At 38.1% G+C, this 15,465-nt stretch carries 17 protein-coding genes and 8 tRNA genes; 7 read left to right on the top strand and 18 right to left on the bottom strand.

Annotation, left to right across the window (positions count from 1 at the left end; translation table 11 throughout):
* Window positions 1-69: 69 nt before the first annotated feature.
* The gene (locus L0P31_RS08840; protein ID WP_238096567.1) at window positions 70-927 is read left to right on the top strand and encodes a DUF975 family protein; all 858 of its coding nucleotides are present in this window, start codon (window positions 70-72) and stop codon (window positions 925-927) included.
* 27 nt (window positions 928-954) lie between these two features.
* Here the strand turns inward: L0P31_RS08840 and pcp are convergent, their stop codons facing one another.
* The 9 genes from pcp to L0P31_RS08795 all read right to left on the bottom strand — a co-directional run bounded on the left by pcp (window position 955) and on the right by L0P31_RS08795 (window position 9,723).
* Window positions 955-1,599 (bottom strand): pyroglutamyl-peptidase I, encoded by a 645-nt coding sequence (gene pcp / locus L0P31_RS08835; RefSeq protein WP_084949886.1) that lies wholly within the window; start codon window positions 1,597-1,599, stop codon window positions 955-957.
* A 118-nt stretch (window positions 1,600-1,717) separates the two neighbouring features.
* Window positions 1,718-2,080, bottom strand: coding sequence for a DUF1304 domain-containing protein (locus tag L0P31_RS08830; protein WP_238096565.1), 363 nt, complete (start codon window positions 2,078-2,080; stop codon window positions 1,718-1,720).
* Window positions 2,081-2,090: 10 nt separating this feature from the next.
* Entirely contained in the window at window positions 2,091-2,516 is a 426-nt protein-coding gene (locus L0P31_RS08825; RefSeq protein ID WP_238096562.1) for a MarR family winged helix-turn-helix transcriptional regulator, read from the bottom strand.
* Between the two features lie 319 nt (window positions 2,517-2,835).
* Window positions 2,836-4,041: a LysM peptidoglycan-binding domain-containing protein gene (locus tag L0P31_RS08820; protein WP_238096560.1), complete on the bottom strand. Its 1,206-nt coding sequence runs from the start codon at window positions 4,039-4,041 to the stop codon at window positions 2,836-2,838.
* A gap of 161 nt (window positions 4,042-4,202) precedes the next feature.
* Entirely contained in the window at window positions 4,203-4,829 is a 627-nt protein-coding gene (locus tag L0P31_RS08815) for an HAD family hydrolase (RefSeq protein ID WP_238096558.1), read from the bottom strand.
* A 3-nt stretch (window positions 4,830-4,832) separates the two neighbouring features.
* Window positions 4,833-6,113 carry an MATE family efflux transporter gene (locus L0P31_RS08810; RefSeq protein WP_020903673.1) on the bottom strand — a complete coding sequence of 427 codons (1,281 nt, stop codon included), beginning with the start codon at window positions 6,111-6,113 and terminating at the stop codon, window positions 4,833-4,835.
* A 60-nt stretch (window positions 6,114-6,173) separates the two neighbouring features.
* Window positions 6,174-7,658: a threonine synthase gene (gene thrC, locus L0P31_RS08805; RefSeq protein ID WP_049499202.1), complete on the bottom strand. Its 1,485-nt coding sequence runs from the start codon at window positions 7,656-7,658 to the stop codon at window positions 6,174-6,176.
* Window positions 7,659-7,733: 75 nt separating this feature from the next.
* Window positions 7,734-9,011: a glutamate-cysteine ligase family protein gene (locus tag L0P31_RS08800; RefSeq protein WP_049499200.1), complete on the bottom strand. Its 1,278-nt coding sequence runs from the start codon at window positions 9,009-9,011 to the stop codon at window positions 7,734-7,736.
* 313 nt (window positions 9,012-9,324) lie between these two features.
* Window positions 9,325-9,723: an FmdB family zinc ribbon protein gene (locus L0P31_RS08795; protein ID WP_009732039.1), complete on the bottom strand. Its 399-nt coding sequence runs from the start codon at window positions 9,721-9,723 to the stop codon at window positions 9,325-9,327.
* Between the two features lie 172 nt (window positions 9,724-9,895).
* Here L0P31_RS08795 and L0P31_RS08790 point away from each other — a divergent pair, with 172 nt between their 5' ends.
* Window positions 9,896-10,222 (top strand): DMT family transporter, encoded by a 327-nt coding sequence (locus L0P31_RS08790; protein ID WP_009732038.1) that lies wholly within the window; start codon window positions 9,896-9,898, stop codon window positions 10,220-10,222.
* 163 nt (window positions 10,223-10,385) lie between these two features.
* Here L0P31_RS08790 and L0P31_RS08785 read toward each other — a convergent pair whose 3' ends face one another.
* A complete protein-coding gene (locus L0P31_RS08785; protein ID WP_000287814.1) occupies window positions 10,386-10,832 on the bottom strand; it encodes a helix-turn-helix transcriptional regulator in 447 nt (148 codons plus the stop codon).
* A gap of 319 nt (window positions 10,833-11,151) precedes the next feature.
* Here L0P31_RS08785 and L0P31_RS08780 point away from each other — a divergent pair, with 319 nt between their 5' ends.
* The 5 genes from L0P31_RS08780 to L0P31_RS08760 are packed head-to-tail and all read left to right on the top strand — an operon-like array spanning window position 11,152 to window position 14,642.
* Window positions 11,152-11,625 carry a hypothetical protein gene (locus tag L0P31_RS08780; protein ID WP_049502267.1) on the top strand — a complete coding sequence of 158 codons (474 nt, stop codon included), beginning with the start codon at window positions 11,152-11,154 and terminating at the stop codon, window positions 11,623-11,625.
* Between the two features lie 40 nt (window positions 11,626-11,665).
* Window positions 11,666-12,862, top strand: coding sequence for a replication initiation factor domain-containing protein (locus L0P31_RS08775; RefSeq protein ID WP_045616578.1), 1,197 nt, complete (start codon window positions 11,666-11,668; stop codon window positions 12,860-12,862).
* 2 nt (window positions 12,863-12,864) lie between these two features.
* Complete coding sequence (locus L0P31_RS08770; RefSeq protein ID WP_001096843.1) at window positions 12,865-13,251, top strand: hypothetical protein; 387 nt, start codon at window positions 12,865-12,867, stop codon at window positions 13,249-13,251.
* Window positions 13,252-13,310: 59 nt separating this feature from the next.
* Window positions 13,311-13,505 (top strand): DUF3173 domain-containing protein, encoded by a 195-nt coding sequence (locus L0P31_RS08765; RefSeq protein ID WP_000598356.1) that lies wholly within the window; start codon window positions 13,311-13,313, stop codon window positions 13,503-13,505.
* A gap of 3 nt (window positions 13,506-13,508) precedes the next feature.
* The gene (locus tag L0P31_RS08760; protein ID WP_009732034.1) at window positions 13,509-14,642 is read left to right on the top strand and encodes a tyrosine-type recombinase/integrase; all 1,134 of its coding nucleotides are present in this window, start codon (window positions 13,509-13,511) and stop codon (window positions 14,640-14,642) included.
* An 85-nt stretch (window positions 14,643-14,727) separates the two neighbouring features.
* On the opposite strand, the gene L0P31_RS08755 is transcribed toward L0P31_RS08760, so the two are convergent.
* From L0P31_RS08755 to L0P31_RS08720, 8 genes are all read right to left on the bottom strand, one after another.
* Window positions 14,728-14,811: transfer RNA gene (locus L0P31_RS08755), tRNA-Leu, on the bottom strand.
* A 9-nt stretch (window positions 14,812-14,820) separates the two neighbouring features.
* Window positions 14,821-14,892, bottom strand: a tRNA-Gln gene (locus L0P31_RS08750).
* 13 nt (window positions 14,893-14,905) lie between these two features.
* A tRNA-His gene (locus L0P31_RS08745) sits at window positions 14,906-14,978 on the bottom strand.
* Window positions 14,979-14,992: 14 nt separating this feature from the next.
* Window positions 14,993-15,063, bottom strand: a tRNA-Trp gene (locus tag L0P31_RS08740).
* Window positions 15,064-15,067: 4 nt separating this feature from the next.
* Window positions 15,068-15,148: transfer RNA gene (locus L0P31_RS08735), tRNA-Tyr, on the bottom strand.
* Between the two features lie 12 nt (window positions 15,149-15,160).
* A tRNA-Phe gene (locus tag L0P31_RS08730) sits at window positions 15,161-15,233 on the bottom strand.
* Window positions 15,234-15,236: 3 nt separating this feature from the next.
* Window positions 15,237-15,310: transfer RNA gene (locus L0P31_RS08725), tRNA-Met, on the bottom strand.
* Window positions 15,311-15,320: 10 nt separating this feature from the next.
* A tRNA-Ser gene (locus tag L0P31_RS08720) sits at window positions 15,321-15,410 on the bottom strand.
* Between the last annotated feature and the right edge of the window lie 55 nt (window positions 15,411-15,465).

Raw genomic sequence — 15,465 nt, 5'->3', positions numbered from 1 at the left:
CCCAAGGGCATACTGTATGATTTTATCAAAAAAAGTAGGAACTGTCACGAACTATGGTATAATGAGAGAATGAAATACCCAAAAATTGATTTAAAAACCGTTCGTCTGCAAGCCAGACAATTTCAGGCTGAAAATCCCCGCCTCTTTCTCGTCTATCTCTTACCTAGCATACTGCTCATCTTATCTGGCTTCCTCAATCCCTTAGAGCGCATCAACGAGAGTGTTTTAGAACAACCCTTTTTAAGCGTGTTTGGCCATGTATTCCAAGCCTACCTTTTTCCACTATTAGTCTCCTTTATCGGAGCTATTCTTCTAACCAGTTCCGTCTATACAACGCTAAAACTTATAAAGAACCCAGATACAGAACTATCCATCAAAAATAGTCTCACTCTCTTTAACGAAGAGTACTTTTCACAAACCTTTTTGACTCTCCTTCTCAAACGTTTCTATCTCTTCTTATGGAGCATTCCTAGTTTGCTTGGAATTTACTTCCTTTTTTACAGTAGCTTTCTTGCAAAGAAATTCGTTGCCCTTCACCCTGAGTTTCCCAATCTGGATCTCACGTCAGTTGAAACTGAGCGTTTCCTCATGGCCTTTGGTCTTTACTTTCTAGCAAGTATCCTCTTGATAGTTGTAGGAAATAGTCTCTATATTCCACAATACTATGCCTATTCGCAGGTAGAATTTCTCCTCTGTGATACTCTAGATTTAGGACAAGCCAAACCAGGACAAATCCTAAAAACCAGCCGTTTCCTGATGAAAGGCTACAAATTTCAGCGCTTTATTCTAGACCTACAACTCCTTCCTTGGTACTTCCTCAATTGGATTACCTTTGGAATTGCTAGTTTCTCACTCCTACCCTACATTCAAATCAATAAAATAATTTTCTACCGAGCAGTACTGGCTCGAAAACGTCCAAAAGCTTGAAGGTTTTTCCCCTCAAGCTTTTTTCTATCAATGAGTTTCTCCGCCTACCAACTTAAGATCCTGATCTCCATGTTCTATAATGGCGCCGATTGCTGCTTCTAGCCCTCTCCTAATATCCACTAAACTCATAGCTGGAGTGGTCGGTCGATTCACCACCTGTTCCATCATATAAGGAATATGCATAAAACCTGCCTTGACATGGGGAAATTTCTTTTCTACCAAATAGAGGACCTGATACATCAAATGATTGCAGACAAAAGTCCCTGCCGTATTGGAAACAGAGGCCGGCAAGCCCTCTTTTTTTATAGCTTGAACCATCGCTTTAATCGGCAAACTACTAAAGTAGGCCGAAGCACCATCTGCTCGAATGGGAAGGTCAATTGGTTGATTACCTTCGTTATCAGGAATCCGTGCATCATCTTGATTAATAGCTACTCGCTCAGGTGTCAAGCTAGACCTTCCACCTGCTTGGCCGATACAAAGGACAAAGTCAGGTTGATAACGGTCCATCTCTTCTTCCAATACTTGAGCCGATTTGTGAAAGACTGTTGGCACTTCTAGACAACGGACCTCAGCACCATGGATTTCAGCTGGTAAACCTTTAATAGCCTCCAAGGCTGGATTGACCTTTTCCCCTCCAAAGGGCTCAAAACCTGTCACTAATACTTTCATTTCTAACTCCTTACAACCAATTCCATGAAACTCTTTTTCCGACAATAAAACAAGTATAACATATTTCCCTTATTCTCGAGTTGAAAAGAACTAGAGAGGATCAGACCGGCATTAAAGTTTATTTAAAGAGAAAAATACTAATCAAGGCCAAAATAGCTGCTCCACCTTGCTTCAAAATAATTTTCTTATCTGCTGTGAGAGAGCCATAAGCCGCAGCACCAATCACAAATAAAACAAAAATAGTCACAATTTCTAAATTCTGTGAGAAATAAATTCCATACAAGAGAAAGACTCCTAGCAAAGCATTATAAATCCCTTGATTTTTAAACAATGAACTTACTGACGGACGACCCAGTTCTTTCTTGTCCATGTTAAAGACACGACTAGTCGCATCTGATTGCGTTGCAATACTTTCCAAATAAAAAATGTAAAAATGCTCCAAAGCAACAATCGTTGCTAAAATGGTTGTCATAATTGACATCTATTTCTCCTTAAATTTCTATATTTTCAATACCCAAAACCAATTTATTTACTAAACGGCTGAGTTCTGTTCTTTCAGACTCTGTTAAGATACTTTCCATCTCTTCCTTAACCTTGATATGTTGTAGAGGTGGATTCACCACTAATTGCTCCTTGGCATATTTCGTAGCCTCTACCAAGACTTCTCGCTGATTTTCAGGATTACGATGACGCTCCACCAAACCTTCCTTTTCCAGAATTTTGAAATGTCGGGTCAAAGCAGCCTGATCAATCTTCAAACGCTCCTGAACCGCTATTTGATTACAAGGGGAATGCTTCAGCAAAAATAATAAAATCTGATACCGTGTCAAACTAATCCCAAGCCTTTTTTCAAACAATTGCGTACTCGCTTGCTCAGACAAGCGGAGTTGATAAAGCAGATCTTGAATCTCTATCATTTCTTTCTCCTTTTTATTGACTTATCAACAATTGACTAATCAATTATAATGCAAAGTAAAATAAATTGCAAGAATGTTGATTCAATAATTACAAAATGCTAACTTCCATTTTCCATTCATATTGATACTCAATGAAAATCAAAGAGTAAACTAGGAAGCTGGCCGCAGGTTGCTCAAGGCACAGCTTTGAGGTTGCAGATAAAACTGACGTGGTTTGAAGAGATTTTCGAAGAGTATGACAAAGAAAAAAACGAACGAGACTTACTTCCTATTATGAAAGCTAGATCTCATTCGTCAAAATGATATTACCAAGTCTGGTTTATCCATTCATTGAAACGTGAACGTGGTCATAGTGGTTTTCTGTCACGCTACCACGGTCTGGCATTGGGTTCCAAGTATTAGCTGGTCCATATTTGCTATCGAATGGAGCATAGAAACGTTGTTTCCAGATGATGTAACTAATTCCACGGCTAGCCATGTTTTGAATAGCGTATTCCGCAATCTTATCCCCTAGTTCTGAGCTTTCTGGTACCATAAAGTCGATAGCCAAACCTTTTCCGTGATCTCCACTGTCTCCTGGACGGTAACCACTAAAGGATGTGATGCCAAACAAGTTGGCTATTTCTTCTTTAAAGGCAGCTGTTTGTGGTTGAAGACCTGCATTTTCAGCTTTTGCTACTGCCAATCCAGCATAATCGGGCGCAGCTGGAGCTGCGTAAGTTGCTGAAGTTGTTTTCGTCTCTTCTGGTTGATAAGTAGAAACTGCTGCTGTAGCTTCACTTGATGATGCTACTTCTTTTGCTTCTTCTGAACTTGTTGCAGTTGTTTCAGGTGCTGTTTCTTCTACTGGTATTGTAGTTGCTTCCACTGCTGATTCAGCTTGAGTGCTTGCTTGTGTTTCATCTTTCTCAGCTGGAGTCGTTGCCTGAGGAGCTGCTTCTGCAACTGCACTACTCGTTTCGGCTGTTTGTTCCTCTGGGACAGAAGTTCCTGTAGATGGTGTCACTTCTTCTGAAGCAGTCACTGTCTCTGTAACTTCTGAACTTGTTGCTACTTCTTTTGTACTTGTAGTTTCTACCGCTTTTGGCGCTTCTGCAATCGGTTGAGAAAGGTCTGCAACCTGAACAGTTTGATCATCTACGGTCACTTGATTGGTTGTCAAATCTGCTGTCGCAGTTGTCACCTCTTCACTAGAAGCCGCTTGAGGTGTTTGGATTTCAACTTCTGTTACTTCTTCTGCTTCATTGACGGTCGTTGTCAAAACAGTTTCTGGGAAAATCAAGTCCATATTAGTGATTTTATTCAAATTCGCAAGAACTGTGACATCTACACCCAAGGCTTCTGCAATGGTGCTCAAGGTATCACCATACTGAACGGTATAACTTGTTTTGTTATCCGTTTTAGTCAAATCGTTTTGGATTTGCTCAACACTACGTGCAGTCCAAAAAACTTCTTCTGCTTGAGTTGCCAATACTGGGGCAAATGACAAGGCTACTGTTGAGGCTAATAATATTCTTTTCTTCATTCTTTCAAATTCCTTTCAAATGAGTACCTGTCTATCATAACACAAAAAATGCAGAAAAAAAAAGCCCTCTCGGGCCTATTTAACAGAACTGTCCATTCCTTGTAACAAACTTGGTTACTTGAAATAGTTTGTTAGGTCTCTGTCACAAAACTGACACAATCTTATCGTTCCCAATCCCCAAAAATATAAGGAATATCTGCTAACCCTTGAATCCTATGATTTCCTTCATAAGTCGACTCTAAAAAGTTGATACTTTGAATCCCACTATTCTGGGCAAATTCCACATCCAGAGTCCGATCCCCTATATAATAGGTCTTCTCAGAATCCAACTGATACTTGCCTAACAGATAGGTAGCCGCTTCTGAACTAGGTTTACGCGCAAAGCCACTCTGACTTGTTAAAATCTCCGTAAAAAAAGATTCCAAACCCAAGTCTCTGAGAATGGTACGAGCATTGTCTCCCTTATGAGTGTAAACAAACTGCTGAATTCCTGATTCCTCTGCCCAAGCTAGCACATCACGCGCACCTGGCATCAAAACTACCTGAGCATTCTTCTCAGCCAAACTCTGGGCACGCACCTGATTTAGCATTTCCACATCCAGCTTTCTCTCTTCTGCCACCTGCACAAGTAAATCCTGCACAGAAAACTTGAGAATAAACTCCCTCACCTGCTCCTTATCATAAGGAATAGAAAACTGAGCAAAAGTTTCCTCAATTCCTGATAAAATCGCTTCGTAAGAATCCAATAAAGTCCCATCTAAATCCCAAATAAAAGCTGTTTTTTGCATTTCCTATCCTTTCAAGCTCATATAACGCTGGTAACGGTAACGTAGAAATAACCAACGAAAACCATTATCCAAAAGGGTTCCGGCCCAAATACCGGGCAAGCCCCAACCAAGCACAATCCCCATCAGATATCCTGTTCCAATGCGGATACACCACATTCCTATACTTGTCGCATAAAAGGGAAGCCGAGCATTGCCCAAACCCTGCCAGACTGCTGTATAGATGACTGTTCCTATCGTCATAGGAGTACCAAGTAGTGAAAAAAGTGTCACTAGCACACTAGCCTCCACCGCTAGAGAATCAGTCGTATAGAGATGAGTTAGTGGTATACCCAAGGCATAGACACTAAGCGTCAAGGGCAACATGAGAAGCAGAGAAAGCCAAAAGGTTTGCTTGCTCAAATTAGCTACTCTTTCCCAATTATCCTCTCCAACTGCTCGAGCTACCAGCATGACCGTTGCAGTAGCGACGCCAAAGGCAGGCATATAGTTAAACTGGGTCAAGACTTCTCCGACTGCATTTCCAGCCACCGCCTCCGTTCCAAAAGAAACAACCAAGGCAATGATCACGACATCTCCAGCCCTCATCATGAGCCTCTCTCCAGCTGCTGGCAACGCTAAGGTCAATAGTTCCTTATCTAAACCAAAAGTCGGTTTCTCAAAAGGCAACTTTAATTGCGACCATAAAATCACAAGACCTACCAAACGAGACAGAATTGTCCCCCAAGCAACACCAGCTATCCCCATATCCAGAACAAAAATAGCTAGACTTGAAAAAAGAATATTCAAGGCATTGGATAAAAAACTAACATAGAGAGGCAGACGTGGATTATGCGTTGCACGAATCAAGGCTCCCAGACTAGTCATTAAACCTAAGAGAACAATCGATCCGCCTACCAAAGATAGGTAGAGTCCACCACTCTCAGCTACATCTCTCTCCGTCCCCAAAAGTCCTATCATCTCTTTCCCAGCGAAGATGGACAAAAATCCTAAAAGGAAACTTAATAGTAAGGTAATCTTCAATGCCTCAGTCACATGATAGGCTAGCATAGATTGATCCTTCTGCCCCAAATTTTTTGAAATAACACTGGAAATAGCAGCTCCCAGAGCGATGAAAATCGCCTGATAAATCGTGATAATATTGCCAGCTACTGATACACCCGAAATAGCTATCAAGCCCAAGTGGGCTACCAAGTAACTATCCACCATCCCCATGAGCATCTGCAAAAAGTTTTCGCCCATAGCTGGCAAGGCAATATTAAGAATGTCTTTATTTTTCTTAAACAATCCTTCCTCCTGATGAAAAGAAACTCAGTTGGTTTCCCAACCGAGTTTACTCCCTCTGTCTTAAAGTCCTAGATAAGCCTCAACCGCTGCTTGCATATCAGCAGCTGCCACTGTTGTCTTGTGACGAACAGGAGCTGTTTCAAGCCCGTCAACTGCTGGTGGCACTGCAACTCCTGAAATATCATGTAATTGAGCCAAGGCTTCAAAGTCAGTCAAGCCTACTTTACCTGTTACAGCTTCTACTGCAACCACTGGGAACTTGTATGGACTCGCTGTTGAAGCAATCACTGTCTTAGTCACATCGCCAGTAGCCGCTTGGTATTTCTTATAAACTGCCGAGGCAACCGCCGTATGTGGATCCTCGATATAAGAATCTGCCTCATAAATACGCTTGATTTCTGCTGCCGTTTCTTCCTCAGTCGCATATTCAGCTGCAAAGAGGTCAAGAATCTCTGTATCAAAATTAGTCAACTCATATTGACCTTGGCTATTCAAAGCATTCATGAGTTCAGCTGTCTTAACCGCATCATTACCCAAAAGATGGAAAATCAAACGCTCCAAGTTTGAAGATACCAAGATATCCATAGATGGGCTAGTTGTCACCTTAAACTCACGTTTCTTATCGTAAACACGTGTCTTGAAGAAGTCTGTCAAAACATTGTTGTCATTTGAAGCACAGATCAATTTACCAACTGGAAGACCGATTTGTTTAGCATAAAAGGCAGCCAAGATATTTCCAAAGTTTCCTGTTGGTACTGTGAAGTTGACCTTATCACCAGCCACAATCTCACCAGTCTTGACCAAGTGAGCGTAAGCATAAACATAATAAACAATTTGTGGTACCAAACGGCCAATGTTCATAGAGTTAGCTGACGAAAATTGCAACTTGTTTGCCGCTAATTTTTCACGAAGAGCCACATCGTTAAACATATGCTTCACATTTGTTTGGGCATCATCAAAGTTACCATCAATAGCGATAACATGAGTATTATCGCCAGTCTGAGTGGTCATTTGCAACTCTTGAACCTTGCTGACACCATCCTTTGGATAAAAGACGATAATCTCAGTTCCAGGCACATCCGCAAACCCTGCCATAGCAGCTTTCCCCGTGTCACCAGATGTCGCTGTTAAGATGACAATCTTGTTCTCCAAACCATGCTTCTTAGCAGCTGTTGTCATAAAGTATGGCAAAATAGACAAGGCCATATCCTTAAAAGCAATTGTTGAACCATGGAAAAGTTCCAAGTTGTATTGTCCGTCTAATTTCACTAATGGCGCGATAGCTGGAGTATCAAATTTGCTATCGTAAGCATTGTTGATACAGTAGTCCAACTCCTCAGCTGTAAAGTCATCTAAAAATGCTGACAAAACTAACTTAGCAACTTCCTGATAAGAAGCATCTTTTAATTTGTCAAAGTCCAAATCTACCTTTGGATAAGTAACCGGTGTAAATAAACCACCATCCGTCGCCAAACCTTGCAAAATAGCTTGACTAGCAGTTACTGTATTTTTCGCATCACGCGTTGATTGATAAACTAATGTCATTACTCTCTATCCTTTATCTATAGTCTCTACCATTATATCATGATTTTTCAGAAAATTCTCCCTTTATAAGAGAAATTATAGTCCCAATTCTTCTTTCAAAGGCTGTAAGTAGGTCATTTCTTGCTTATTTCTCATCTCCAGTCCTTCCTCAGCTAGCTGGAGTAAGTCTTTTGAAAACTCTATTATCGCGGTTTCTTCCTCATCTGTAAGCTTCTTCTTAGAAAATTGTCTCCTTAAAAACTTATAATCTCTCCCAAATTCTTTAAAGAAAGGTGCTGTATCTAAGTAAGCTTCTAACTTATCTAAATTAACCAACAATCCTAAGTGAAAAGCTGCTGAAGCGAAGGTGCTCTCTAGAGGTTGAGTACACACACTACGAAACTCAACTGTTCCGCGAGTCGTTAAGTCTTGGTACTGATAACTACGATGGGTTTCAAAATCCTTCTCTTGAGGATAAATAATAATCTCATCCCCATTAAGTGCATATGCTTGAATTTCAGGTGTAGGCAAATAGTCCCTTGCCTGAATCGGATAAAAATAATAGGTTTGTTCATCACGTTCCGCAGTAAAAATTGCAGAATGATCTAGATAATCAAAAAAATCATCCTCATCTTTAAAGAGCCTAGCATTGACTCCGACATTTTCTGGATAGATACCATGCATCGATTCTTCCCAGAAAATATCCCTTGCAATTTTCGTATCCCAATCCTCACCTGAAAACTCAGAATTGGCAAATAAATACGCCTTAGCCGCTTCAATTTGGGTAAAAGCATTAATCACCCATAAGTAGTTAGACTTTGAAACATCCAGCTGAATCTGACTCCCACAGATAAAAGCACCATATTCAGGGAAATGATGTAAGTCTGATTCAGTCACATTTCTGCTCAAACTCAAATAGTCCATCAACATCTGATAGCGTGGATAAGCCACTGGACAATTCTCATTTTTATCCCAGTTGGGATGAATACCACAGCCAACAATAGCATGATTTGATTCAGCTAACTTCTTCTGGATTGCTTCCATATAAATACTAAAACGTTCTTCAACCTCTTGTATCGTTTCAGCCTTACCAAATGCAAACTCAATCGTTGTATAAGAAACTTCAAATAAAATAGCATCCTGACTTATCGGATCTACTAACTGAATAGGGTTTCCAAAATCATCAACCTTTTCTACAGTTAAATCAAAATAAGAAACTAAATATCGGAATAAGTACTTGATAAGTTCAATATCTGTAGCATCCCCTTCCAAGTTTACAACGGGATATTCCAGCTCAATCCCGATAAACAATTCAGGATTTTCTTTAATATTTTTCAAATACCGATGTTTTAATAAATCGATAGAACGAGACATACTTCCCTACACTTTCATAATCTAAATAACATTTGAATAACTATTATTATAACAAAAATAATATAAAAAAGGAACGAAGATTAACTACGTTCCTAACGCTATACTATACCGGCGGCCGGGGTCGAACCGGCACGTCCTTGCGGACACTGGATTTTGAGTCTAATATTATTAGTTTTAAATCTCAGAAATATTGATTTTATAAGCTTTTTTTCCATAATATTTTTTAAAACTTAGTATCACTTCCAAAGTTTAGATACTTTTTAGTAACTATAAAATGCTAGAAAGTATACTCCTTATTAAAAAGAGTTTTGGACTAGTTTTGTGCAATTTTATTACCCATATCCGTAATAAGAGAGGCTAAATTAATTGCCTTTAATGATTGTAGAAATTGGTTGTGAATATCATTAGACACATAACCAGCTAGCAAAATATGCTCAGCCATGTCATATTGCTTAATCAAGAGAATCTTATCATGTTTTTCATTAAATAAAATCGCACTAATTGCTGTATTAAAGACTGGAAAACGAAAACTCGCACATTGTGAACAATAAGGAATATCTCCCTCATCTTTTAAAAATTTTTTCTCCAAAGGATGCCCACATTCGGGACAACAAGTCATTGTTTTGTCAAATATAGAAACCTCTTTTTTAAAGTTCTTAAAAGTAATTTTACCAGTAAAATCGAGACCACGCAAGACATTGAAATAAATCAAGACTTTTTTTAAAATTTATCTTATGATATAATAAACTTATCAGCTATTGGTTCTGAAAAAGTGTCTGCCACAGTTTTACTACAAATTCTCATGACTTGTGCCAAGATTTATAAAAAACGGATAGCTATAATAGCTCTTAGAGCAAAAACATGACATATAGGAGGTTAAAGACATGTCATACTTTTATCTTTTTATCGCCATTGTAGGAGAGATATTGGGAACTAACCTTTTGAAATTATCAGACGGTTTTACAAAGCCTATTCCAACCGTTTCTGCCCTACTTAGCTATGGCGTTTGTTTCTATTTCCTCTCACTAGCAATGCAAAAAATTCCTTTAGGAATAGCTTATGCAACATGGTCAGCTGTCGGTTTAGTTTTGACAGCCTCTATCGCAGTAATGATTTTCAAAGAAACACTAAATGTTTATAGCATTATCGGTTTAATTTTGATTATCATTGGTGTTGTCATGGTTAACTTATTAGGAAATGCAGGACATTAATAAAACCGGCTCTATACTATTTGTAGTGGGTAAATCCCCTATGGATATTATGGAGCCTATTTTGTTGTAGAAAAAAAGTTCCATAAGAACTATAATGAAAAGCTAGAATTCTGTCAATATTTTGGACACATTTTGGGAGGGAATTTTGAAGACTAGCGTCCTCCTAATTTTCCCAATAAGTTTTAACTTCTTCAAAAATCTTATTCAAAAGTTCTGCATCTTTTTCTGACAACTGATTTTTTTCTATAACTCTATCTTTTAGTTCTGTTGCCTTTATTTTATTTCTTGCCACCGAAACTGCTATTGAATGTTTCAAAATATCAAACTCATCCTTTGAAAAGTTTGCAATATTGGTAAGATCTAATTGTTCTAGAGGTAAACTACTGATAATTGAATAAGGTTTTTGTCCCAGCAAATAATCTGTAGTAGTCCCAAAGATATTTGCTAATTTCACAACGAATTCTAATCCTGGTTCTAACGTTCCATTCTCCCACCGAGAATATGTCCCTTGTTGAACTCCAATTAATTCCGATATTTGTACTTGAGTTAACTTTTTTGATTTTCTGAGAGTTTTTAACCTCTCTGAAAATTTATAATCCTCTGTATACATAATTCTCCTATAGATATTCTTATTCGTATATTTTAGCTTGACAAAATATTCTAAACGGTATAAAATAGAATTATTCCATAAGGAATATTTATTTTGAGATTGAATATTCCATTGAGAATATTATAGCATAAAAGGAGGTAAAAGCGTATGTAACTAGTAGTCGATTTAAAAAATTTTAATAAAGGAGGTAGGATTCGACAAAATAAAAAATCTTGAAACAAATGTGCCGTTCGTTCCAAGATCAAAACATATTATGTAACAATTATACCACAGAAAACTCTTCAGTTGCACAAGAAAATTTCGGAGGTTTCACAAAAAGATGACCAATAAAGAGTTAGTCAATCAAATTTCTGGCCTAAACTCTACCTCTACTCTTAAAAATTGGATTCAACTGATTAGAGAGATAAGTGGCAAGGAATTTAAGAAAATTAAAATTCCTATCAGTAGAAATCCAAGAACTCATCAATTAAGTTATACAGTTGCCTATGACTTTACAGACGAAGACCTTAGACAATTTCAAAAGTTAGCTAACCTAAAACTTGAAATAGGTCTCAAAGAGGCTATACAAGCCGTATTTGGGAGTCTAGCAGATAATGAGCAAGAATCCCTAAACCAAGTAATAGATGAGCTCTACGATGAACTGAGCGCCTTGAAACAGGAATTTAAACGAGAAATACGACTGATAAAAATTGAGAATTCCAACCTAAAAAAGAAAATCCAAGATATTGAAGAGTCGATGCAAACCGGCTTACTAGGGTTTGTTAACAAGAGGTCAAAAAATAGGTTCGGCTAATAGCGAGTTTTCGGCTGAGCCATGAGGCAGAAAGCCGAAAATGAGCGTAGATGCGGACGGACCATTTTTGACCGATAGGGTGTGTAGTAACACCACCCTCTGCAAGTTAGGTGTACCATCGAAAGAATTCAGTATTTCCAAGGGTTTCGGAGATTTTAAGGGTGGCAAAATTAAGCAAAAAGTTGAATCAAAATCTATGGCAAAAAATGAACATTTACGTTCTGTATTTGACTGGATTCAAATTCAGTTTGATAAGACTGAATTTTCGCCAAGAGAAATAATCGAAGACATTCTATTTCTTGACTATGACCTATTTATTGAGAATAAAGGGAGCCTTAAATACTATAACTATGATAGCCAGCTTCATTATGGGAATATCCGTATCTACTATGGAGCGAAAGAGTCGTCCTACATGCTTGTCATGTCAGGACAGGCACTCGAGTTCTATAGAGATATGGTATTAGATCCAAATAGTCTGTCCGAAAGACAGTTTTTGAACAACCTCTACTACAATTACAATCATTTTTCAGTAAGACGAATTGATATTGCAATAGATGATTTTAATGAAACACCCTATTTCACTCCTAATCAGCTTCTAAAGATTTGTCAGAAGAAACGCTTTATATATGGAAAAAGCACCTACTACAATACCTACGGAGATGAAACAATCGGCCAGACCTTATATTTGAGAAAACCCAATGATGACGAAAGACTTAGAATTTACGATAAACGCTTAGAACGAGCTGAGAAGCTCGGTATCAGCAAGCGGTATATAGAAAATTGGATAAGAACTGAGTTAGAACTTAGGAAAGAAAAAGCTCACTACTTCATTCAAGAATGGTTGCATTCAGAAATAGATCTTCTCAACTTTACCAAGGGATATCTCAAAGAAAAAGTGAGGTTCTATAGTGATAGCTATTTCTCAAAACCTTTGAGATCTTGGGAAAAGTTTTTAGGCCATTCAAAACCCGTCTCTATCATTATTTCAAAATCAAAAACAGAACTAGAACAAAAATTAGAATGGTTTACCTATAAAGGTTCAGGAGCTATTCTAAAAGCGTATAAATTTCTATACGACAATAACTTACTGCATGAGTATGAGAAAGCTAACTATCTCGCACTCAACAATATGGAATATCCACCAGATTTAGCAAGTGGATTAATAGAAAGAGCAATACTCTTTAAACGAGAGGATTTGATCCCTACAATCAAAGAAAATATTAAAAGGAGAAATTAACTATGGCAAAAATGCTTTCACAAAATGACTGGAATTTTAATAACATTGGAACAAAATTTGAATTGGATGAAGTCATTCCAAAATTTGAAACGGAAGTCCGAGCAGATGCAAACGGAGAAATTATCAAAAACCGAGATGGTAGCGAAAGACGTTTTAATACCGATAAAATCATTGGTTGGAAATACAATGTAACAATCAAGGATGGACAATTCAAAAAGAAATCAACCCAAGTCTCAGTAGACAATCCAGATGCCTTGGTTGATAATGACTATATCCAAGCAATGGATGAAGTACCAGTTACATTTGACAATTTACAAGCTACTATGATTAGCACGACAATGTATTACAAGGCTGATGCTATCCATTTAGTAGATGTAAAACAAAAATAAGTAAAATACAAGGGGAGTTAATCCTCCCCTTAGTTAATCTAATTAGAAAAGGAGATCACATGATTAAAACTGTAACAAAAGATGACCTTATCGAACTTGGATTTGCTCCAGGAACTGCAAGAAAGATTATCCATACCGGCAAATTACTATTAGTGAATCGTGGTTTTAACATCTACGATAACAAAAGGATTGGTACAATTCCAGCCAGTGTCGCAGAAGAACTATTAGGAATTGAACTCCAGAAAGAAGCGTAGCTTATGGCTTTACGTAAAAGTAGAGACGGAACTTGGATTGTTGATGTTTCCAATGGTATAAATCCAATATCTCTAAAACAACGTAGAATTGTAAGAAAAGGATTCAAAACTAAAAAAGAAGCATTGGAGGCCGAACAATACTTACGAAGTGTCGAACTTAAAGAAAAAAGTTTCAACTCAAAAATATCAATTGATATCCTTTATGATCTCTTAAAAGAAGAGGATAGAATAAACAACAGAAAACAAAGCTATATAGATACACAAGAAAACAACTATAACAGGCATATAAAAAACTATTTTGAAAAAGTTGATGATGTAGCTAAATTAACTTATGAAGATATCTATCAATTCAGAGAACATCTAAGAGATAAAAATACTCAAAACTCAGAAAAGAAGCTAAGTCCAAACACTATTAATAAAATTATAATTTTACTAAAGAAAATTCTGGATGTTGGATTAAGAAAGGGATTTTACAAGGAACATCCCGTAGGATTACTGAAAAAATTACCCATAGAAAAAGTAAAATTAAATTTCTGGACAGTAAAAGAATTTAAGCATTTCTTAACACTATTTAGCAACGATGAATACAATATAAAATTACTATTCACAGTTCTATTTTTTACTGGTCTAAGACTCGGAGAAGCTCTTGCTCTAACGTGGAAGGACATAGAGTTTTCTACAAATACAATCCATGTAAGTAAATCAATATACGTTAAAAAAGGTGAAGAACACATTAGTAGTACAAAGACAAAAGCTGGAACCCGAAGAATCATCATGAACACCAAACTAGTGGAGACACTAGAAGAATGGAGGCAAACACAGCATGAAAGATTAAAAGAATTTACAACCAACCTAGATGATCTACAGATATTTCAAAATAGCCCGATTACGATAACTAAGGATTCAATCGAAAAACAATATAAAAAAATATTACAAAGAGATAGTTCTTTAAAAAAAATAAGAATTCATGACTTCAGGCATTCACATGCTTCCCTACTAATAAACCAAGGAGAAGATTATCTTGTCGTAAAAGAAAGATTAGGACATGCTTCTATAACTACAACAATAGATACATACTCTCATTTGTATCCAAGCAAGCAACAAAAATTAGCGGATAAATTAGATGATTTGTTATAAAACTAGTAATTTTAAGTAACTCAGCGTTACAAATTCAACAAATAAAAGAAAAAGACAAGGTCCGAAAACCTTGTCTTTAATACTATACCGGCGGCCGGGGTCGAACCGGCACGTCCTTGCGGACACTGGATTTTGAGTCCAGCGCGTCTGCCAATTCCGCCACGCCGGCAAATAGTAACTGGGGTAGCTGGATTCGAACCAACGCATGAGGGAGTCAAAGTCCCTTGCCTTACCGCTTGGCTATACCCCAATAATATAAAATAGGCGAGTGATGGGGATCGAACCCACGCATGCCAGAGCCACAATCTGGTGTGTTAACCACTTCACCACACCCGCCATAATTCTATTAACACGGGCAGTAGGAATTGAACCCACACTGAAGGTTTTGGAGACCTTAGTTCTACCTTTAAACTATGCCCGTAAAATGGAAGGGGAGGGATTCGAACCCCCGAACCCGAAGGAGCGGATTTACAGTCCGCCGCGTTTAGCCTCTTCGCTACCCTTCCAAAATATATAAATGGCGCGAGACGGAATCGAACCGCCGACACATGGAGCTTCAATCCATTGCTCTACCAACTGAGCTACCGAGCCTTATTGCGGGAGCAGGATTTGAACCTACGACCTTCGGGTTATGAGCCCGACGAGCTACCGAGCTGCTCCATCCCGCGTTAATAGAAAAGGAGGATGTGGGATTCGAACCCACGCACGCTTTTACACGCCTGACGGTTTTCAAGACCGTTCCCTTCAGCCGGACTTGGGTAATCCTCCAAAATAGTCCGTACGGGATTCGAACCCGTGTTACCGCCGTGAAAAGGCGGTGTCT

It is taken from the genome of Streptococcus mitis, assembly GCF_022137125.1.
Taxonomy (GTDB): Bacteria; Bacillota; Bacilli; order Lactobacillales; family Streptococcaceae; genus Streptococcus; species Streptococcus mitis_CE.
This window is presented reverse-complemented; position numbering and strand designations above follow the sequence as displayed.